At 56.7% G+C, this 21,175-nt stretch carries 18 protein-coding genes; 13 read left to right on the top strand and 5 right to left on the bottom strand.

What is annotated here, in order from left to right; all coding sequences use genetic code 11:
• Positions 1 to 32 precede the first annotated feature (32 nt).
• The gene (locus PSQ90_RS14235; protein ID WP_282210945.1) at positions 33 to 959 is read left to right on the top strand and encodes a MotE family protein; all 927 of its coding nucleotides are present in this window, start codon (positions 33 to 35) and stop codon (positions 957 to 959) included.
• 135 nt (positions 960 to 1,094) lie between these two features.
• On the top strand, positions 1,095 to 4,469 hold the full coding sequence (locus PSQ90_RS14240) for a tetratricopeptide repeat protein (protein WP_282210946.1): 3,375 nt from the start codon (positions 1,095 to 1,097) through the stop codon (positions 4,467 to 4,469).
• Here the strand turns inward: PSQ90_RS14240 and fliP are convergent.
• Both fliP and PSQ90_RS14250 read right to left on the bottom strand, forming a co-directional pair.
• The gene (gene fliP / locus PSQ90_RS14245) at positions 4,466 to 5,164 is read right to left on the bottom strand and encodes a flagellar type III secretion system pore protein FliP (RefSeq protein ID WP_282213076.1); all 699 of its coding nucleotides are present in this window, start codon (positions 5,162 to 5,164) and stop codon (positions 4,466 to 4,468) included. The two genes, PSQ90_RS14240 and fliP, sit on opposite strands and share 4 nt — an antisense overlap.
• A gap of 46 nt (positions 5,165 to 5,210) precedes the next feature.
• On the bottom strand, positions 5,211 to 5,921 hold the full coding sequence (locus tag PSQ90_RS14250; RefSeq protein WP_282210947.1) for a flagellar biosynthetic protein FliO: 711 nt from the start codon (positions 5,919 to 5,921) through the stop codon (positions 5,211 to 5,213).
• 175 nt (positions 5,922 to 6,096) lie between these two features.
• Here PSQ90_RS14250 and flgB point away from each other — a divergent pair, with 175 nt between their 5' ends.
• The 7 genes from flgB (at position 6,097) to cckA (ending at position 12,092) form a co-directional block, all read left to right on the top strand.
• Positions 6,097 to 6,501 (top strand): flagellar basal body rod protein FlgB, encoded by a 405-nt coding sequence (gene flgB, locus PSQ90_RS14255; protein WP_282210948.1) that lies wholly within the window; start codon positions 6,097 to 6,099, stop codon positions 6,499 to 6,501.
• 18 nt (positions 6,502 to 6,519) lie between these two features.
• Positions 6,520 to 6,933 carry a flagellar basal body rod protein FlgC gene (flgC, locus tag PSQ90_RS14260; protein WP_282210949.1) on the top strand — a complete coding sequence of 138 codons (414 nt, stop codon included), beginning with the start codon at positions 6,520 to 6,522 and terminating at the stop codon, positions 6,931 to 6,933.
• Positions 6,934 to 6,952: 19 nt separating this feature from the next.
• Positions 6,953 to 7,276 carry a flagellar hook-basal body complex protein FliE gene (fliE, locus tag PSQ90_RS14265; protein ID WP_282210950.1) on the top strand — a complete coding sequence of 108 codons (324 nt, stop codon included), beginning with the start codon at positions 6,953 to 6,955 and terminating at the stop codon, positions 7,274 to 7,276.
• 18 nt (positions 7,277 to 7,294) lie between these two features.
• The gene (gene fliQ, locus PSQ90_RS14270) at positions 7,295 to 7,561 is read left to right on the top strand and encodes a flagellar biosynthesis protein FliQ (protein WP_282210951.1); all 267 of its coding nucleotides are present in this window, start codon (positions 7,295 to 7,297) and stop codon (positions 7,559 to 7,561) included.
• 1 nt (position 7,562) lies between these two features.
• A complete protein-coding gene (fliR, locus tag PSQ90_RS14275; RefSeq protein WP_282210952.1) occupies positions 7,563 to 8,330 on the top strand; it encodes a flagellar biosynthetic protein FliR in 768 nt (255 codons plus the stop codon).
• 3 nt (positions 8,331 to 8,333) lie between these two features.
• Positions 8,334 to 9,428, top strand: a complete 1,095-nt coding sequence (flhB, locus tag PSQ90_RS14280; RefSeq protein ID WP_282210953.1) for a flagellar biosynthesis protein FlhB — start codon at positions 8,334 to 8,336, stop codon at positions 9,426 to 9,428.
• A 93-nt stretch (positions 9,429 to 9,521) separates the two neighbouring features.
• Positions 9,522 to 12,092, top strand: a complete 2,571-nt coding sequence (gene cckA / locus PSQ90_RS14285; protein WP_282210954.1) for a cell cycle histidine kinase CckA — start codon at positions 9,522 to 9,524, stop codon at positions 12,090 to 12,092.
• A gap of 37 nt (positions 12,093 to 12,129) precedes the next feature.
• Here the strand turns inward: cckA and PSQ90_RS14290 are convergent, their stop codons facing one another.
• Together PSQ90_RS14290 and araD1 are read right to left on the bottom strand one after the other, a co-directional pair.
• The gene (locus tag PSQ90_RS14290; RefSeq protein ID WP_282210955.1) at positions 12,130 to 13,149 is read right to left on the bottom strand and encodes an aldo/keto reductase; all 1,020 of its coding nucleotides are present in this window, start codon (positions 13,147 to 13,149) and stop codon (positions 12,130 to 12,132) included.
• 160 nt (positions 13,150 to 13,309) lie between these two features.
• A complete protein-coding gene (gene araD1, locus PSQ90_RS14295; protein ID WP_282210956.1) occupies positions 13,310 to 14,305 on the bottom strand; it encodes an AraD1 family protein in 996 nt (331 codons plus the stop codon).
• A 160-nt stretch (positions 14,306 to 14,465) separates the two neighbouring features.
• Here araD1 and ribB point away from each other — a divergent pair, with 160 nt between their 5' ends.
• From ribB to alaS, 3 genes are all read left to right on the top strand, one after another.
• Positions 14,466 to 15,596: a 3,4-dihydroxy-2-butanone-4-phosphate synthase gene (gene ribB, locus PSQ90_RS14300; protein ID WP_282210957.1), complete on the top strand. Its 1,131-nt coding sequence runs from the start codon at positions 14,466 to 14,468 to the stop codon at positions 15,594 to 15,596.
• Positions 15,597 to 15,719: 123 nt separating this feature from the next.
• Positions 15,720 to 16,790: a recombinase RecA gene (recA, locus tag PSQ90_RS14305; protein WP_282210958.1), complete on the top strand. Its 1,071-nt coding sequence runs from the start codon at positions 15,720 to 15,722 to the stop codon at positions 16,788 to 16,790.
• Between the two features lie 181 nt (positions 16,791 to 16,971).
• Positions 16,972 to 19,614, top strand: a complete 2,643-nt coding sequence (gene alaS / locus PSQ90_RS14310) for an alanine--tRNA ligase (RefSeq protein WP_282210959.1) — start codon at positions 16,972 to 16,974, stop codon at positions 19,612 to 19,614.
• Between the two features lie 35 nt (positions 19,615 to 19,649).
• Here the strand turns inward: alaS and PSQ90_RS14315 are convergent, their stop codons facing one another.
• Positions 19,650 to 20,534 (bottom strand): DMT family transporter, encoded by an 885-nt coding sequence (locus PSQ90_RS14315; RefSeq protein WP_282210960.1) that lies wholly within the window; start codon positions 20,532 to 20,534, stop codon positions 19,650 to 19,652.
• A gap of 159 nt (positions 20,535 to 20,693) precedes the next feature.
• Here PSQ90_RS14315 and PSQ90_RS14320 point away from each other — a divergent pair, with 159 nt between their 5' ends.
• The gene (locus tag PSQ90_RS14320) at positions 20,694 to 21,077 is read left to right on the top strand and encodes a hypothetical protein (protein ID WP_282210961.1); all 384 of its coding nucleotides are present in this window, start codon (positions 20,694 to 20,696) and stop codon (positions 21,075 to 21,077) included.
• The last annotated feature ends 98 nt before the right edge of the window (positions 21,078 to 21,175 follow it).

Here is a 21,175-nt window from a genome sequence, read left to right on the forward strand (position 1 = left end):
AAGACGGTCAGTCTTGTGACCACGGGGGGTACGTGCTGGGCGTTGCAGCGGTGCGGGCCGAGGAGCATGGGGGCAACAGTAGTGGGGACGCGGCAATCGAATTGCCCTCTGAACCCATGATGCAGGACGACAGCCCGGTTCTAACGGATATGTCGCCAACCATGGCGCAAACGTTGACCAAAAAATCGGACAGTCCGGATCAATTGCAGGCCATTGCAGGCACCGAAGTGTTGAGCGGAGACGCTGCCGTACCGGAAGGAGAAGCAGCGGCTGCCATGGATCCTGCGGCGACACCAGAAGGTGCAGAGCCCGCCGCAAGCGACCTTGGGGCGAGGGATTGCCCGTCTGATGGAGGTGTCGTTGCCGAAGGGGGCGAAGAGGCATCTGCCAGCGGCGAAAATGCTGGCATGGCCAGTGCAAATTGCGACCCGCGCGCGGAAGCCGTGCCGATGAAATATGGCCCGGACGGTATGCTTATCCCACTGACCGATGTGAACGGTGGGTCGCTGACCGAGCGCGCTCTGCTGGAACGGCTCGGTGAACGCCGGGTTGAGTTGGACAAATATGCGGCTGAACTGGACTTGCGCCAGTCGCTGGTGGACGCCGCCGAGCAGAAGATCAACGAACGAGCCGAAACGCTCAAAGCGCTGGAAGAACAGATCTCAAAACTGGTTGATCAGCGCAAGGAGATGGAGAGCGGACGGTTTGCAGGCATCATCACCATGTATGAGAGCATGAAGCCAAAGGATGCTGCCGCGATTTTCGATAATCTCGATATGGATGTGCTGCTGCGGGTGGCTAAAACGATGAACCCGCGCAAGATGGCGCCTGTACTGGCGGCGATGAATTCGACACGGGCGCAGGAACTTACCGTGCGGATGGCAGCGAACGCCGATGAGCCAACCGACAAAATGGATCAAGCCGATCTTTCCTCGCTGCCACAGATTGTCGGACAATAGAGTTCGGCAACGGGTAAGGCTGCGTTAAGCACGACGCGATAGTGTCACGACGTTAGTTGTGTAATCGCGTTTTCTGTGTCCGGATTGATCTTGATCCGTTTGAGAACGCCTAATTTGCCAGGCGGGCTGCGGTCGGTGAAGACTGCGTTACAGGTAGGCTGGAAAAGGGCGCGTCTTGCCCTGATTGTCAGTGTCGTCACGATGGCGGGGGCCTTGGTGTGCGCCGCGCCTGGTTGGGCGCAGGATCGCGGCCAATTGTCGGTCAGTGCCGAAAATGGCTTTGGCCGGATGATCGTCAGCTTTCGCTCCCGCACAGATTTGCCCGCCTACAAGATCAGCAATGAAAATGGCGTGCTGTCAGTTACCTTTGATGAAGCTGCCGATGTGATCCTGCCCGATGTTGGCGGACTGCTGTCGGACTATGTCACAGCGGCGCGGGCGGATTCGGACAAGAAGGGTATCCGATTTGGTCTGCGGGCTGCGTTCGAAGTGAGCCATACCGAGGCCGACAACCAGCTCTATATTGATCTGTTGCCGTCTGACTGGCAAGGAGCGCCACCAACGTTGCCGCAGGATGTGCAGGATCGGGTGGCGTCCAACGCCAAGGCATCCGCCAAGCAGGCAGACAGAAAGCGTAAGGCCGAAGTCGTTCGCCAGAAAAATCCGCAGGTGACGGTTCGGGTCGGCACTAATCCAACGTTCATGCGGCTGCAATTCGACTGGAGCCTTGATACCAAGGCCGATTTTTCCTTCAAGCAAAAGATAGGCGTGCTTGATTTTGAATGGCCAGTAGCAGTTGATGTCGCTGAGTTGGCATCCAGCCTGCCGCCTGAAATTGTCGATGTCAAAAATAATGTGACCGAAGACGGCAGCGACGTCATGCTCAAGTTTGCTGCCGGCGTCGAGCCCCGGTTTTATGAAGAGTCGCCGCGATCCTATACGATTGATGTCGACCTGCCTCACGCTGGGTTGCCGCCGATCACTGCACAGGCGCTGGTCGACAAGTCCGCACCTGCGGACGACGCTGAAGCGCTGGCTGATATTTCGGGTGCCGGGGGGCAGGAGCGGCTAAAATCAGATCTCGGCGTTCTATATCCCGACACGGCGCCCGCCACGATCCAACCCTATGTCAGCATGGTCGGCACCACACTGCGCGTTGTGTTTCCTTTTGAGCAGGATACTGCGGCAGCGGTGTTTCGACGCGGCAACACTGTGTGGACAGTAATCGATACGGCGTCAGCCATCGAAGCGCCCAAGGACATGAAGGCACTTTCGGCCGTCGCGCGGGATTATTCCGTAATCTCGGGCGGGGACACGCAGGTGGTTCGCATCGATTTGGGGCAGGACCGTCTGGCAACGCTTGGATCAGAGGGCCGCGCGTGGGTGCTTTCATTGGGCGACATGGTGCTGACGCCGACAGAACCCATTGATCTGAAACGTCAGCGCACCGCCGAAGGCGGATATGAGATGGTGGCTGATGTCGAGCGTCCGGCGCGCGTGCACCAATTTGTCGATCCTGTCGTGGGCGATAAACTCGAGGTGGTGACGGCTTATCCACCAGCGCGCGGCATGTTGCGGGATCAGAAGTATGTCGATTTTACCGCGTTGCGGACCGTTCATGGGCTGGCGATCAAGCCCCAGCATGACGGGGTGGATATTCAGGTTGAAAACAAGCTGGCGATCATCAGCACTGAGGGCGGATTGACGCTGTCGAGTGCGGATCAGCAACGGGCGCTGCGCACCAGTTTTGATGCAACCAACCGCTTCAGTTTCATTGATCTTGATAAATTGCTGGCAAGCGATCCTGCCCAATATGAACAGCAGTATGACGATCTGACCGCGTCGGCCGCCAGCGCCAAGGGCAGCGCGCGCGATGCGGCGCGGTTGGATCTGGCCCAATATCAGTTGGCCAACGGGTTTGCCTATGAAGCATTGGGCGTTCTCAGCGTTATCGGGGACAAGCCTGAAGGCAGCGAAGACCTGGTCCAGAAGGTGCGCCTGACGACGGCCATCGCCGATACGGTCGTCAATAGATCCAGCGACGCGCTGGCAATTCTGAACAGTGCCAGGCTGGCCAATGAAGGTGATGCCTTGTTGTGGCGCACCATCGCGCGGGCTGATAGCGGCGACTATCGCGGCGCGCTCGAGGATGGGTTGGCCTCCGAGGATGTTGCGCGCAGCTATCCAGCGTGGGCCAAGAAGCGATTTACCTTTGCCGCCATTCGCGCAGCCGTTGAAACTGACGATATTGCCACCGCCCAGCGGTTGCTCGACAGCATTGATACCGCTGAACTCAACGTGGATGAAGTCAGCCAGCTGCATCTGCTGATGGGGCGCACAGACGAGCTCAAGGGCCAGGACGCCGAGGCAATCGACAATTATGGTCAGGTCATTGCCGCCGATATACGCCCAACGCGCGCCGAAGCCATCTACCGGACAATGCTATTGCTCGACAAACAGGGCAATCTCAACCTTGAAAAGGCCACCGCCACCCTATCGGCAGAGGCCATGCTCTGGCGCGGCAATGCGCTGGAAGCCTCGATGCAGCAATTGTTGGCCAAACTCTATTTCCGTCGCGACGACTATCGGTCCGGGTTCGAAACCGTCAAACAGGCGGTGTCCGTCTATCCCGAGAGTCGGGAAATCAATGCTTTGCGCGATCAGGCGCAGCAGATTTTTGTTGATCTGTTCCTGAATGGGCAGGCCGAGGCGCTGGCACCGGTCGACGCGCTGAGCCTGTTTTACGACTTCCGGGAACTGACGCCGCCGGGGGCGCGTGGTGATGAAATGATCCGCAATCTGGCACGGCGTCTGGTCAAAATTGATTTGCTGCCACAGGCCGCCCAGTTGCTCGATTACCAGTTGAGCAATCGTCTCAAGGGTGCTGCCAAAGCGCAGGTTGCCGCTGATCTTGCCATTATTTACCTCGCTGATCGCAAGCCGCAGGACGCGCTGCGGGTACTGGGATCAACGCGGATGCCTGATCTGTCCGAGGCGCTGACGCGCCAGCGCCGGGTTCTCGAAGCACGTTCGATGATCGATGGCGGGCGGGACGAACTGGCGCTGGATTTGTTGAAGTCCATGCAGGGCAGAGATGTCGATCAACTACGTGTTGATGCGCATTGGCGCGCCAAGCGCTACGGCGATGCAGCGGAATTGCTCGAAACCATGTATGCGCCCAATGATCAGCCATTGAGCCAGCCAGCCCGCATGAATGTCATCAAGGCGGCCGTTGGTTATGTGCTGGCGGGTGACCGGTTGGGGCAATCGCGCCTGCGGGCCAAATTTGCCGAAGCAATGGTGACGGCGCCCGAATGGCCGATGTTTGATTATGTGACCGGCACGATTACCACCGACAGTCTTGAGTTCAAGAAGGTGGCGAGCGCGGTTTCGGGTTTGGACGGCCTTAGCTCATTCCTTGCCGCTTACCGCGAAACCTATGGCACCGACGGGGCGATGGTGCCGCCGCAAGCTGCCCGGGCGGAAACCAAGGTGGCGGGTGCGGGTTAGCCCGTTGTAAAACTGCGCACCAGCGATCCGGCGACCAGATACCAGCCGTCGACCAGAACAAAAAAGATGAGCTTGAACGGCAGTGAAATCACCACTGGTGGCAGCATCATCATGCCCATCGACATCAATACCGATGCGACAACCATGTCGATGACCACGAACGGCAGGAACAGCAGAAAGCCGATTTCAAAGGCGCGCCGCAGTTCCGAGATCATGAATGCGGGGATCAGCAGGGTCAGCGGGACGGCATCCGGGCTTTCGGGTGGCGGTGTGTCGGTTAGTTCATAAAAGAGTGACAGATCCTTTTCGCGTACATTGGCCTGCATGAATTTGTGGATGGGCACGCTACCCGCGTCGAACGCCTCGCCAATCTCCATGTCGCCGGCAAGCAACGGCTGAATGCCCAAATTGTAGGTCTGCTCCAGCGTGGGCGTCATGATAAAAATGGTTAGAAACAGCGCCAGCGACACCATGACCGAATTGGGTGGTGCACTTTGAAGGCCAATTGCTGTGCGTAGTAGCGAGAGCACGACCACAATACGGGTAAAGCTGGTCACCATCACCAGAATTGACGGGGCCAGCGCCAGAATGGTGATCAACCCGATGAGCTGAACGGCTCGTTCAGTCAGGGTGGTGTCGCTGCCGAAATCGATCGACACGTCCTGTCCAAAGGATATGCTGGGGGCCAGTGCCATACCGACGAAAACGGCCAGCCCAGCCCAGAAGGCGAAACGACCGTGCTTAGTTGCGGTCGGCGCTGTAGCCCTTGTCGTCGATGTGGCTGCCGGAGTCGTCAACTTGCGGACGCCCATTCTGCTCAGTGGAAGTATTAACAGCTTCTTTAACTGAGTCGGCGGCCTGACCATTGGTCTTTTCTGCGGGAAGCGCCGTGGGCTCCACTTTACTAACAGGTCGCATCAGTCCGGTCTGGCGAACCGAGGTGGGGTTTTTGGCGCTCGAGGGCCGTCGCAGTTCGCGCAAGCGATCCAACGGCGACACTTTCGGGGTTGTGGCTACCGGTGCGGGGGCATGGCCCAAAGTGGACTGCTGATTGGCGGCAACGCCGGGCGATTTTGCGGTGGTCGCCGTCGGACGACCAGCAGTTTTGTTGGCCACGATATTGGGCAGAGGGCGGCGGCTGGTCACATTTTGTGGGGTTTCGGAGACCGGGATGCCGGTTTCAACGACAACGTCCTGCGGGCCACCGGTCAAAAGAAGGTGTTCAACATTGTCGCGGCGGATGATGACGAGCTGTCGCTTGGGGTCAATTGCCAGCGTATCAACAACCAGCAGGCGTCGATTTCGGCCGCGGGCGACATTGCTCGATGCCTTGAATAGCATCTTTAAAGCCCATAGCCCCAATACGATCAGCACCAGCACGATGCCAAGGGCGAAGATCGATGTCAGAACGGAATTACCCGAGCCGCCAAACAGGCTGGTTATGAATTGCAACGCGTTTACTCCACTACGATACGCCAGGTACCCGGCACTTATTGCCTATTTAGCCTCAAGAACATGCAAATTGCGAGACAAAGCTCCGCTAACGCGTTCAAGTTAATAGTTGATTAACCATACCCCGGCAAGAATTGCCTATCGGAAGGCGAGTCTGCCAAGGAGTATTCGAGCCATGGGCATCATGAACATGCCGATATTTACAGCGCTAACCGACAAGATGCGCTGGCACCAAGCGCGTCAAGGTCTATTGGCAGAAAATGTCGCAAATGCGGAAACGCCAGGTTACCAGGGGCGGGATCTGGCCCAATATAATTTTGCCGATCATTTGGGCGGCGGTTCGAGCGCAACGATTAGTGTTACAGCGACCCAACCGATGCACATTTCAGTCGGTGGCGACACAAGCGCCGCCTTTGGTGCCCAGCGAATGAACAGCTTTGAGGTTACCCCTGAAGGCAATGCGGTGTCGCTGGAAGACGAAATGATGAAGGTCACGACAAATATGAGTGACTATCAGGCGGTCACCTCAATCTATCAGAGTTCGATGAAAATCCTGCGCACCGCGATGGGGCGGTCGTGAAATGGCTAGGTCAGTTCCATGAGTGACTTCAACTCATCCCTAAAAATCGCCGCCACGGGTCTTCATGCACAGACAGCGCGCATGCGTGTCATTGCTGAAAATCTGGCCAATGTTGATTCTGCGGGCAAGACGCCGGATGAGGACCCCTATCGGCGTCGCATTCCGACGTTCAAGACGGAGTTTGATGCGCAGGCGGGCGGTAATATCGTGGAAGTGGGCAAGCTTGCCTATGACATGAGCGATTTTACCACCCGGTTTGAACCGGGCCATCCGGCGGCGGATCCGCAAGGCTATGTCAAATATCCCAACATCAATCCACTAATTGAATCGATGGATATGCGCGAAGCCCAGCGCACCTATGAAGCCAATTTGAACGTGGTGACCGTTACCCGGCAGATGCTGGGACGGACTTTGGATATCTTGCGCAGCTAGCGCCAAAAGGATCTAGATCATGGCAATTCCATTTAACGCCGCCGCGGCTGCTTACGGCAACGCATCCAAGCTGATTTCCCAGACTGCAAAGCCGGGTACCGACATCGTGGCGAAGGCCGATCAGGGCAATGATTTTGCCAATATGTTGGCTCAATCGGTGCAGGATGTGGTCGATACTGGCAACAAATCGGACAAGATGGCTATGGATATGGTCAATGGCAAAGCCAATGTCGTGGACATGGTCACGGCGCTGTCCCAAACCGAATTAGCCATCGACAGCATGGTTTCGGTTCGCGACAAGGTCATTTCGGCGTATGAAGAGATCATGCGTATGCCGATCTGATTCTCGAAAGGCCGTGCCATGAGCGGCGCTGAAGTTCTCGATATTGCGACCGACAGCATCTGGGTTTTGATCATTGTTTCGCTGCCGATGATGCTGGCAGGGTTGTTGGTCGGCGTGGTCATTGCACTGTTTCAGGCGCTGACCCAAATTCAGGAACAGACGTTGGTCTTTGTTCCAAAGATTCTGGCAATCTTTGTAACTCTATTGATTACGTTGCCTTTTTTGGGCTCCACCATGGGGGCCTATATGAACCGCATCGTCGATCTGATCATCATCGGCGGCTAGGGTGGCGCTCAGTCTAAATTGGCTGCCCGATGTTGCCTATATCTACATTCTGCTATTCATGCGGATAGGTGCCATCTTGATGCTGATGCCCGCGCTGGGCGAGCAAATGATCCCGGCCCGTATGCGGCTCAGTTTCGCATTGGCATTCACGCTGGTGCTCTATCCCTTGCTGGCCAAGGTCATGCCGCCGATGCCAACGCAGTTTCCTGCTCTGTTGGCAATCGTGTTCCACGAGATTGCAGTTGGACTGATTATCGGGGCGGTGACACGCATCACGGTGATGGCAACGCAGGTGGCTGGGGCTGTGATTGCTTTTCAGTCCGGGTTGAGTGCTGCGCAGGTCGCCGATCCCACGCAAAACGGGGTGCAGGGGGCTGTGATCGGTTCGTTCCTGTCGTTCGTTGGCGTCACCTTGATATTTGCCACCAATCTCCACCACGTGGCGCTGGCGGCTATATACGACAGTTACATGGTGTTTTTGCCGACCGAGCCGCTGATGCTGGATGATGCGGCGCAACTGGCGATCCGAACGGTTTCGCATGCTTTTACAATTGGGGTGCAGATGTCGGCGCCGTTTATCGTTTTCGGGTTGGTGTTTAACCTTGGCGCGGGGATTTTGGCGCGCCTGATGCCGGCTTTGCAGGTGTATTTTCTCTTGATGCCTGCTAACATTCTGGTCGGATTGGTGCTGTTTGCATTGCTGCTCACCATGATGATGGGATGGTATATTTCGGCGTTCGAAGACCATCTGGCGATGTTACGAGGCTGACACATGTCCGATGAAGCCCCCGAACAGTCCAGTAAAACCGAAGACCCCTCCTTTAAAAAGCTCGAGGACGCTCGCAAAAAAGGCGATGTGGTCAAAAGCCAGGAAGTGACCACTTGGTTCATGCTGGGTGGAACAACGGCGCTTTTTGGTTTCATGGCACCGGGTGCCAGCGCGGGGCTGGCAAATTCCCTTAAGGAAATTTTCGCCAACGCTGATCAATTCGAGATCGGCGGCGCAGCGCTTCAGGCTTTTTTCAACGGTTTGGCCCTGCAATTGATCTTGATTGTGTTGGGGCCGCTGCTGGTTTTGTCGCTGTGTGCGATTGCCGCCAATCTGCTCCAACACCCGCCGCTGCTTTCGGTTGAGCCGATTACCCCGAAATTGAGCAAGATCTCGCCGCTTGCTGGCGCCAAACGGCTGTTTTCCGGCGAAGCTCTGGTCAATTTCATCAAAGGCGTGCTGAAACTTTCAATCGTTGGCGCCGTGGTCGCGATAACTGTCTGGCCGGAGCAAGACCGGCTTTCGACCCTGATGACGGCTGATCCCGCCATCATCTTGGGAGAATTTCAGGAAATCGGGTTGAAAATACTGATCGCGGTGTTGGCGGTTGTAACTATCATCGCTTTCGCCGATTTTCTCTATATGCGCCAAAAATGGTGGAAACGTCAGATGATGACGGTTCAGGAAACGCGCGACGAATACAAACAGATGGAGGGTGATCCGGCGGTCAAGGGCCGAATTCGGCAGTTGCGGCAGGAGCGGGGGCGTCAACGGATGATGGCTTCGGTGCCTGATGCGACTGTCATTGTTACCAACCCGACCCACTTTGCTGTCGCCCTCAAATACGACAAGTCAATGAAAGCGCCGCTTTGCCTTGCAAAAGGTGCCGACGCGATTGCCCTGCGCATTCGAGAGATTGCCAAGGAAAACGATGTGCCCATCGTTGAAAATCCGCCCCTCGCTCGAGCCTTGTTTGCCAGCGTCGAAATTGATCAACCCATACCCAGCGAGCACTTCAAGGCGGTGGCCCAGGTCATCGGCTTTGTGATGCGTTTGCGTGATAATCGTGGATGGACGCCAGGCAATTCGGTAAACTAGCCATTAACTCTCCCAAGGCGGTAGGCCATTTGGTAGAGCTTTAGTATTGTTTGATTCGGTTATTTTGATCCGTATCCCGGAGCACACGCATTCATGGCTGCAACCCCGCTTGGCGAGGACACCTATCCAGAACCGCTGCAAACGCGCGAACGTGGTAACGCCGGATTGTGGCGCGTCGTTGCATTGAGCATCAGTCTGGTGGTTATTGCCGCCGTCTTTTCCTTTTACGGCGAGAATATTCCTGCTGACGTAACGCTGACCTTTGTCGGTCTGTTGGCTGTGGCAGGGGTTTTCTGCCTGTTCGGACTGGCGGCGGGTCTGTTCAAATTCGCCAATGGCGAGGAAAAGCGCACAGTTTCCCGAGCGCTGGTCGACAGCCTGCCTTATGGCGCAGTTGTTGCCGATCGTGATGGCAAGATCTCCTACGTCAACGCCCATTACGGCACCTTTTCCGGCGCCATGGTCAACGGCGTTCCGGTTGGCGTATCGCGGCTTTTTGCGGGGCAATCTGAAGCGAGCGAAGCGGTTTATCGCCTGTCTCGCGCGGCAAAGGATGGACGCACCGCCATTGAAGATATCCGCCTGATTGGTGGATTGGGCGGTTCGCATACCGATAGCAGCCGTCCGTTCTGGTATCGGGTTGCAATTAGGCCATTGCCGGAGGTTGACGGTGGCCGCAAGCCGCTTCTGGTCTGGTCGGTCGAAGATATCACGCGGGACCGCGAAAACAATGAGAGCGCCTTCCGCGATCTGCAGCGCGCCATTGATTATCTTGATCATGCCCCGGCGGGGTTCTTTTCCTCGGACGCGCACGGGCGCATTCAATATCTCAATTCCACCCTGAGTGATTGGCTGGGTTATGACCTGGCTGAGTTCAACTCGGGCCAATTGAGCCTTGGCGACATTGTGCGCGGCGACGGCGACAGCCTCCTCATGCGCGGTCGCGGCGATGGCGAGATCGGCACTGAAATCATCGACATTGATTTGGTGCGCAGCAATGGCACCGCGTTCCCCGTGCGCTTGTTGCATCGCGCGGCCCGCATGGCCGAAGGCGAGTTGGGCGAAACCCGGACGCTGGTTCTGGATCAAAGCAGCGCGCCCGACAGCGAAGAAGAATTGCGGGCAGCCGAGGTGCGGTTTTCGCGGTTCTTCAACGACACGCCATTTGCGATTGCGACGCTTGATACCAATGGCCGGATCGTGCGCACAAATGCCCCGTTCAGCCGCATTTTCAAATGGTCGGGTGAACAGAAGAGCCTCGAATTGCAACCGCTGGCCGATCTCATCGGGGAGGGGAGCCGCGAACGTCTGGCCAAGGCGATCGTTAACGCAGGGGCCCAGCAATCGGTCATCGAGCCGGTTGATGCTCTGTTGACCGCCGAAGGTGATCATGCGGTTCGGCTTTATATTTCCGGGTCGGAAATGAGTGCGGGGTCGCCCGAACGGGTCAATGTCTATGCGCTGGACATGACCGACCAGCGCAAGCTTGAGGCCCAGTTTGCCCAAAGCCAGAAAATGCAGGCCGTTGGCCAGTTGGCGGGTGGTGTTGCGCACGATTTCAACAATCTCTTGACGGCAATCATCGGGTTCTCCGACTTGTTGCTGCTCAAGCACAAGCCGGGTGATCCCTCGTTTTCCGAATTGATGCAGATCAAGCAGAATGCCAATCGCGCTGCCGGGTTGACCCGGCAATTGCTGGCATTTTCGCGTCGACAAACCCTGCGGCCACAGGTGCTGGAACTGTCGCTGATCGTTGATGATCTGACCGTGCTGCTAAAACGCATGATTGGTGAAAAAATCAATCTGGGCGTCGATCATGGGCGCAATATCTGGCCTGTTCGCGCCGATGTGGTGCAGTTGGAACAGGTTATCATCAATCTGGTGGTCAACGCGCGCGATGCGATGCCCGGTGGTGGCGCCATCACCATTCGCACCAGCAATGTAACGGCCGCGGAAACCGAGAAATTCGACTTTGAAGGCATGGTTGCCGCCGACTATGTGCTGATCGACGTGCAGGACACCGGCACAGGCATGTCCGCCGAAGTGCTGGACAAGATTTTTGAGCCGTTCTTCACCACCAAGGATCTCGGCAAAGGCACCGGGTTGGGGCTGTCGACTGTTTACGGGATTATCAAGCAGACCGAAGGGTTTATCTATCCGGTCTCGGTGATCGGGGTTGGTACGACCTTCAAGATTTTCTTGCCGCGCCATATTCCAGCAGTCAATGAAATTACCGCCAAGGGTCCGGCGGCAACGCCAGTTCGCGACCTAACGGGACACGAGCGTATTCTGCTGGTTGAAGACGAGGAAAGTGTCCGCAATTTCTCAGCGATGGCGCTTCGCACCACAGGCTATGAAGTTTTTGAGGCGGACGGGGGAGAAGAGGCTCTCGAAATTCTTGAGGATGAGAACTTTGAAATCGATTTGATGGTTTCGGACGTGTTGATGCCCGAAATGGACGGACCAACCCTGCTTAAGCACGTGCGCAAGAAGATGCCGACGCTTAAGGTGATTTTCGTGTCCGGCTTTGCCGAAGACAGCGTCCGCCGCGATATCGAGGACGACCAGAGTGTTGAATTCCTGTCCAAGCCCTATTCGCTCGATCAGATCAATTCCAAGGTCAAGGAAGTGCTACAGGCCGCGTTGCGTGGCAGTCAGGAATGACAGCCACGCAAATGTCCAACGCTGAACGATTTCCGGCCTAGGCCGCCCCGCCGGGTACCGGTGTGCCCGGCGCCAGGAGCTTCTGATCGGCAAGGGCCGTCCACAGCGCATCTGGAATGTCAATTTTCCACCAGTCCAATATGCCATCCAATTCGGCAGGCGAGCGAGGGCCGGGCAGGACATTGCAGACAGCCGGATGGGTCAATGGAAACTGCAACGCTGCTGCGGGCAGGGGCACGTCGAATTCGTTGCACACCGCCTCCAACCTTCGGACCTTGTCAACGACGGCTTCAGGGGCTTTGGCATAGTTGAAGGTCGTGCCACCCACCAGAATGCCGGAATTGAACGGTCCTCCGATCACAACCGAAGCCTTTCGTTTGATGCAAGTGGTCAGGAACGGATCCAGTGACGTCTGTTCAAGCAGCGTATAGCGGCCAGCCAGCAGGAATACGTCCCAGTCGCCCAGCTCAAAGGCCTCCATGAGAATTTCCCATTCATTGACGCCCAAACCGATCGCGGAAATGACCCCGGCGTCGCGTAGTTCGCGCAATGCCTTGTAACCGCCGGTCGATAATTGTTGCCAAAGTTGCTTGTTGGCATCGGATCCGTGAGTGGCAAATCCGATGTCATGGACATAGAGAATGTCTATCTTGTTGACGCCCAGGCGCTGCAAACTGTCCTCGAATGAACGCATGACGCCATCGTAGGTATAGTCGTAAACCTCATCGAAGGGCAGTGGATCAACCCAATTGTGGGGTGATTTGCGCTCTCCGTGGACCGGTTTCAGCAGTCGCCCGACCTTGGTGGAAAGAATTACCCCATCGCGCCGCTGCCGCAGCACATCGCCTGCCAAATGCTCTGCGCGGCCAAACCCATATTGAGGGGCTGCATCGACGTAATTGATGCCGCAATCGAGTGCATGTTCAACTGTTGCTCGCGCCTGATCGGCCGGAACGGCGCCGCCAATACCTGCCAGCGAGGCGCAGCCAAGGCCCAGTTCCGTCACCTGCAGGCTGGTCTGGCCGACACGACGCTGTTTCAGTGCTTGCTGACTCATGCTTGGTCCCCTCGAGTTCGCGTCACTACTGACATGTTAGTCTGGGCGGGTAAAGAGTTGCGAACCGCCATCAGCTTGGCAATTGGTCGTAAGGCAAAGGGGCGCGACCAGCACGCCCTCCTAACAATCTGATTCTGTTTATGTCGGTAAGCGACTGAACCTAATATATGTTGCCAACCGTCACGGGCGTTTCCTGGTCGATCCTGATCGGATTGCGCAGGGCGGCGCCGAACTGGCTTTCCTCGATTTCAAACACGTCACCGGGCTTGGTGGAAATACCGTCGGCAAAGCTCAGTGTGGCGGTTCCGAACATATGAACGTGCACATCGCCCGGCGTGCGGAACAGGTCGTATTTGAAATGGTGATATTCGAGATTGGCGATGGTGTGGCTCATATTGTCTTCACCCGACAGGAATGGTTTTTCCCAGATTGTTTCGCCGTTGCGCACGATTTTTGACGTACCTTCAATATGGGCAGGCAGATCACCGACACGCATTTCGGGACCAAAAGAGCAGGCGCGCAATTTTGAGTGGGCCAAATAAAGGTAATTGACGCGCTCGGTCACATGGTCGGAGAATTCGTTGGCGATAGCAAAGCCGAGGCGGCGTGGTTGGCCGTGCTGGTCAATGACGTAGATGCCTGCGATTTCCGGTTCCTCGCCAGCATCAAGTGCAAAGGCCGGCGATGGGATCGGATGACCGGGCGCAATAATGCTGTAGCCGTTGCCCTTGTAGAACCATTCCGGCTGAACGCCTTTTTCGCCATCAGCAGGCTTTCCGTTCTCCAGTCCCATGCGGAACATTTTCATGGTGTCGGTCAGCCCGGCTTCGCTGCTGCCCGTGTTGGCGGTGTGCATGGCGTCACGCGTGGAAGCAGACCCGAGATGGGTCAAGCCGGTGCCGGTCAGGTAAAGATGGGCCGGATCTGGATGATCAATAGGTGCCAGCATCCGGCCTTCTGCCAGGATCAAATCACGGTCTATGGTATCGCCCAAGCCCATTTTTTTAACCAGTGCACCCAGTCCGGTATCGGTCTGGAAGGCGCTGATGGCGAGATCGTAAACGCTTGTGGCATCGTTCAGCCGACGGGCACTGGCACCCTCGACGACGCCAACAGCGCGCTGCCCGTTGGAATCGAGAAATTGAATGAGGTTCATGGTGCTGCTCCTGCTGTGCAAATTTGGCGTCATAAAACGCAACATGTTAGTTGCGGGCAAGCGGAAAGTTCTGTTTCGGCATCATACATGTGGCGCATTGTGCAAAGGCAGATGAGGTCTTATCAAGAGTCGGCGCCAGCCCGGCGTTTTGGGGCACGACATGATCCTGGATAGCGTTGAGAGTGCGGTCACAGCAATTGCTGCAGGTGAACTGGTTGTTGTGGTTGATGATACTGATCGCGAAAATGAGGGCGATCTCATCATGGCGGCCAGTCTGGCGACGCCTGAAAAAATTGCCTTCATGATCCGCCACACGAGCGGCATCATCTGTGTACCGATGCCGGCAGCGCAGGCTGCAGCGCTCAATCTTGAGCCGATGGTGGCCAATAATATCGATCCGTTCCGAACCGCGTTCACGGTAACGGTGGACTATCGGATCGGTATGACCACTGGCATTGCCGCCACAGAACGCGCCTCGACCATCCGGGCATTGGCAGGCAGCAACGCGGTCGCCAGCGATTTTATCCGGCCCGGCCATATATTTCCGCTCGTGGCGCGCGAAGGCGGCGTGTTGGCCCGCTCGGGCCATACCGAAGCGGGGGTGGATCTGGCGCGGTTGGCAGGTCTCGAACCCGCGGGCGTTCTGGCTGAAGTTGTCAATGATGACGGCACGGTCAAGCGGTTGCCCGAATTGATCGAATTTTCACGGGAGCACGGCCTCAGGATCATCTCCATCGAGGATTTGATCGCTTATCGGCTGGACAAGGAAAAATTCCTGCAACGCGTGGCCGTTGTGCCGACTTTGGTTTCGGGCATGCAGGCTCAAGCCTACGCCTATGAGACGCCGTTTGATCCGTTGCAACAGGTGGCGTTGGTTATTGGCGATGTGGACGGGCAATCCAACGTGCCGTGCCGCATAATTCGTGAGCAGCCGTTGCGCGATGTTGTGGCCCGAGCCAGCGGGGAGCCGGATCAGATCGCCAGAGCGGTCGCCGAGATCAAGACGCGGGGGCGCTGCGGCGTGGTGCTGGTGTTGCGGGGGGCGCAGGCCGTGGACAGTGAGATTGACGGTCGAAGGGTTCCTCACGACACTGCGCTCGACGGGCAGGGTGGCGAATCACACGGCAGCGCCATCAAGCGTATGTCTGGCTGGCGCGAAGTGGGCCTGGGATCACAGATATTGCGAGACCTGGGTGTTCGCTCGATTGCGGTGATGACCACGTCGGGACGACAATACGTCGGTCTTGGTGGCTTCGGGATTGAAATCTCCGAAACGATCTTGCTCAGCTAGCGGTTGAAAAGCGCTTGACAGGATGAAAACAAAATGAGAACAAATAGAGGACATTAAAAGCACGACTTGCTGTGGTTCTGGCGCGTTGCATGGATACCCCGGGCGTGGAATAAGGAGAGAGAAATGGCTAACTCACCGCTTCGCGTTATCGACGGGGGATCAATGGACAAGGATAAGGCGCTTACGGCTGCACTCAGCCAGATCGAGCGTAGTTTCGGCAAGGGTTCGATCATGCGATTGGGGGAAGCTGCCTCAATCGAAGTCGAATCGATTTCAACTGGTTCGCTGGGGCTGGACATTGCTCTGGGTATCGGTGGCTTGCCCAAAGGGCGAATTGTCGAGATTTTTGGACCGGAAAGTTCGGGCAAGACCACTCTGGCGCTGCATGTCATTGCCGAGGCACAGCGTGGTGGCGGCATTTGTGCCTTTGTGGATGCTGAACATGCGCTTGATCCGGTATATGCGCGCAAGTTGGGCGTCAACGTTGATGATCTGCTGATTTCGCAACCGGATGCGGGTGAGCAGGCGTTGGAAATCACCGACACACTAGTGCGTTCGGGCGCCATTGATGTGCTGGTGATCGACTCGGTGGCGGCGTTAACGCCGCGGGCGGAGCTGGAAGGCGAAATGGGCGATAGTCTGCCCGGTTTGCAGGCGCGTTTGATGAGCCAGGCAATGCGCAAACTGACTGCCTCGATCGCAAAGTCGAAGTGCATGGTCATTTTCATCAACCAGATCCGCATGAAGATCGGCGTGATGTTTGGTTCACCTGAAACCACGACTGGCGGTAATGCGCTCAAGTTTTACGCCTCAGTCCGTCTTGATATTCGCCGGATCGGCGCCATCAAGGATCGTGATGAGGTCGTTGGCAACCAGACCCGGGTCAAGGTGGTCAAGAATAAGTTGGCACCGCCGTTCCGTCAGGTTGAGTTTGACATCATGTATGGCGAGGGCATTTCCAAGGTCGGTGAGTTGATCGATCTCGGGGTCAAGAGCGGCATTGTCGAGAAATCGGGTGCGTGGTTCTCCTACGATAGTCAGCGGCTCGGACAGGGACGCGATAATTCGAAGCAGTTCCTGCGAGACAATCCATCAATTTCTGCAACCATCGAGCAGGGAGTGCGTGAGAGCGCGGGCTTGTTGAGCGAGGTTTTGATCACGGAAGGCGGTACTTTGGCCGCTGACGACGATTAGATTGCACAGCGCTGCGGGAAACCGGGGTGTCAGGCAACTGACGCCCTATTTTTTTGTCTTCGCGGGCGATGGGGCGAATGGCTGTGCGCAGTGCTGGACAGACCCGAGTGCCGCACGATAGAAAGCCTGACCAATCAATAGGCGCAAACTTTGGCGCCATCCCCGCGACGAAAGCCTTGTTATGACGAGCGTTAACGATATCCGGTCGAGTTTTGTCGATTATTTTGCTCGTGCCGGACACGAGCCAGTACCGTCCAGTTCGCTGGTGCCTCGCAATGATCCGACCTTGATGTTCACCAATGCGGGCATGGTGCAGTTCAAGAACGTCTTTACCGGGCTCGAAAAGCGACCTTATTCGACCGCCGCTACGTCACAAAAATGCGTGCGGGCAGGGGGCAAACACAATGATCTGGACAATGTAGGCTTTACGGCGCGCCACCACACATTTTTCGAAATGTTGGGGAATTTTTCGTTCGGCGATTACTTCAAGGAACGCGCGATCGAGCTTGCCTGGGGCCTGCTGACCAAGGAGTGGGGCCTCGAAAAAGATCGTTTGTCGGTCACGGTCTATCATACCGATGACGATGCGCGGGCGCTTTGGAAGAAGATCGCTGGCTTGCCCGACGACAGGATCATTTCGATCGCGACCAACGACAATTTCTGGCAGATGGGTGACACTGGCCCGTGCGGTCCCAGCTCCGAGATTTTTTACGATCACGGCGATCACATCTGGGGCGGCCCTCCTGGATCCGCAGAAGAGGATGGTGACCGGTTTATCGAGATCTGGAACCTGGTCTTCATGCAGTTTGATCAGCAGGCTGGTGGGGCCCGCACCAATCTGCCGCGACCTTCGATTGATACCGGCATGGGATTGGAGCGTGTTGCTGCGGTCCTGCAGGGCGTGCATGACAATTATGATATTGATCTGTTCAAGGCACTCATTTCGGCTGCGGCGCAATATACCGGCAGCGAGGTCAATGGCGACGGCAAGACCAGCCAGCGCGTAATTGCTGATCATCTGCGTTCAATGTCATTCCTGATCGCTGAAGGCGTGTTGCCGTCCAACGAGGGGCGCGGATATGTGCTGCGCCGCATCATGCGCCGCGCGATGCGTCACGCCACGCTGCTTGGCGCCAATGAACCTGTCATTCACAAGATGGTGCCGACGCTGGTGCGCGAAATGGGGCAAGCCTACCCTGAACTGGCACGCGGCGAAGCCATGATCGCTGAAACTGTAAGGCTTGAAGAGGGGCGGTTCCTCAAGACCTTGGGGCGCGGATTGCAGATTTTGGCTGATGAAACCAGCAGCCTGGGCGAGGGCGACACGCTGGCTGGTGGAACTGCGTTCAAGCTCTATGACACCTACGGTTTTCCGCTGGACCTGACGCAGGACGCCTTGCGAACGCGCGGCATTGCCGTTGACCAGCAGGGTTTTAACGATGCGATGGCACGGCAGAAGGCCGAGGCACGCAAGAGTTGGTCTGGTTCAGGCGAAGCCAGCACCGATCAGGTCTGGTTTGGACTGTCTGACAGTTTAGGGCCAACCGAATTTTTGGGCTACGAAACCGAGGAAGCCGAAGGCGAGGTGACGGCGCTCGTTAAAGACGGCGTTCTGGTGGACGCGCTTGAGAACGGCGATGAGGGTTTTGTGGTCCTGAACCAAACGCCATTCTATGGCGAAAGCGGGGGCCAGGTGGGTGACCGTGGCCGGTTTACAGGCGAGGGGATTGCTGCCGATGTGCTGGACACCCAAAAGCATCACGGCGTTTTCGCTCACAAGGTCAAAGTCGCTGTCGGTCGGTTGACCAACGGTCAGGCGCTTGCCCTGCACGTTGATCATGAGCGGCGCGGCGCCATCCGCTCGAACCACTCAGCGACGCACTTGTTGCACGAAGCGCTTCGAATGGTTCTGGGTGATCATGTCGCTCAGAAGGGATCGATGGTGTCGCCAGACCGTTTGCGTTTCGATTTTGTGCATACCAAGGCTGTCACTGAGCAGGAGATGGCCGAGGTCGAGGACATTGCCAATGCGATTGTCTTGCAAAACGCTCCAGTCGAAACCCGCCTCATGGGGGTTGAGGAGGCCAAGGATTCGGGAGCGCGTGCCTTGTTTGGTGAAAAGTACGGTGACGAGGTCCGCGTGGTTTCGATGGGGGAGCCCACTGGAAACGGATTGGGGTGGTCGGTTGAATTGTGTGGCGGCACCCATGTTCGGCGTACGGGTGATATCGGTTCGATCAGTATTGTAGCCGAAAGCGCTGTGGGTGCCGGTGTTCGTCGAATTGAGGCGCTCACGGGTAACGCGGCGCGACATCGTGGTAACACAAACGTGGCAATTGTTAACACCGCAGCAGCACTTTTGCGCAGCGGCGGGCACGACGTTCTGGATCGGATTGCCTCGCTTCAGGAGCAATTGAAAAAGGCCGAGCGGGCGCTGACTGAGGCGCGCCAAAAAATTGCCATGGGTGGATCGGGCACCGAAAGCGGTGACGATAAGGCAATGGTCAATGGCGTGGCCTTTGTGGGTCGGGCCGTTGATGGTCTGCAGCCCAGGGATTTGCGTGGCTTGGTTGACCAGACCAAAACGCAGATTGGATCAGGCATCGTTGCCATTATTGGCCTGACAGACGACGGCAAGGCGGGCCTCGCCGTCGGTGTCACCAAGGATTTGACCGAAAAATACTCGGCCGTCGATCTGGTTCGCGCCGGGTCGACTGCGCTAGGTGGTCAAGGCGGCGGCGGTCGTCCTGACATGGCGCAAGCTGGTGGGCCTGACGCGAGCAAAGCTGATGAAGCGTTGGCGGCAATTCGCGCAATGCTTTAGCCAACTCAATTGACGCTTGGCAGGAAACAGTTCCGCTACTGTCCCAGGCGATATGAGAAAACGCGGGCCTTCCAGCGGGCCCGCGTTTTGCCGTTCACGACATTAGTCAAGCCGGTCGCAACAACGATGAGCAGGCCGATTATGGCCAGTCTGTCGGGATATTCAGCGTAGAGCACTGCGCCGAACAGGATTGCCCAGATCAGCTGGCTATATTGGATGGGCGCGACAACGCTGGCGGGCGTAATCTTAGTCGCAGCAATGATGAGTAGTTGGCCAGTGCCACCAAACAGACCGATCATGCCGATCATCAGCCATTGCTGCATTGTGGGTGCCGTAAAGTCGTGCAGCATCATGGCGCCATTAAACGTCAGCGAGTAAAGCGTCGTGATGGCGATGATACTGATGCGTTGCTCAATGGGGGCGATGTGGCGCAGGATTATCGCAGCAACGGCGCTCGATAGGGCTGCTGCCATCATGGCGATGTGGCCGAATTCGATCGTGCGGAATCCGGGTCGTATGACCAACAACACCCCGCAAAAGCCGAGCGCCAGCATAGCCCACCGTGTTGGTGTCATAATTTCTTTGAGGAAAAATACCGACAGAACAGTAATCAGTATCGGGGCGGCGAAGGCAATCGCATAGACATCGGCAAAAGGAATATGCGTGAACGCGTACATGACGCAGGCGGTGCTGAAAATGGCACTGAGTGCCCGAAGCTGGACCAAAAACGGATGGCGTACACGCAAAGCGTGACGCCAGCGTTCGCCCCGGTTCGAAATGATCGCTGGCACGATTGCAAAAGTCGTCGTGAAAAACGCCAGTTCGAACACGGATATGCCGGGTCCGATGGCTTTTATGAGCGCATCGCCTACGCAAAATATCGCATAGGCAGCAAACGCAAGAATGACGCCGACAGGCATCGCAAAATCCAGATATGATGGGAAACAGGCAGTTCAGGTGGGACCATATCGCGTGGACTGATCGGCGTCGATAGGGCGCGCGCTGATATTTCAACCTCACTCGATCCCACGTGTCATGGTGACCGGGAATTGTCCGCTGCGATAGGCGCTAACCGCCCGATGAACGGGACATTCAGAAATATTTCACGTAACAATTGTTGTGATTTCCATGTCGAGGTCAAAATGGGAATGTTACGAAAACTGATTGGTGTCGTGTTTCTGGTAATTGCGTCGGCAGTGCCTGCCATTGCCGCCGAGCGTGCGACTATTGTTTTGTACCGCCAGCGAGAGGAACGAGTTGACGCTGATGCCCGGCGGCAAGTCGAACTAAGAAACTGCGCTCTGTGGATCGCGCCTTTTTTCATCACGGGCGCGGATGTCGATGGCATCAACAGTGCCGTGATCGAATTAACCGATGGCGGTCCAGAATCCGGCGCCGTCGAAGGCCATGGTGCCGCGGCAAATTTCGGAAACGAGGAAGCCCGTCCCCCAAATAATTTGTAACGCATTGTGCGTCCGTCATGAAAAATGATTACGCAACGATGCCTGAATGGGCGGGCCAGACTTCACTAATGGTGGAGTGCCGAGCAGGAATGGTGTAC

Origin of the sequence: Devosia rhodophyticola, assembly GCF_028816475.1 — a bacterium.
GTDB lineage: Bacteria > Pseudomonadota > Alphaproteobacteria > Rhizobiales > Devosiaceae > Devosia > Devosia rhodophyticola.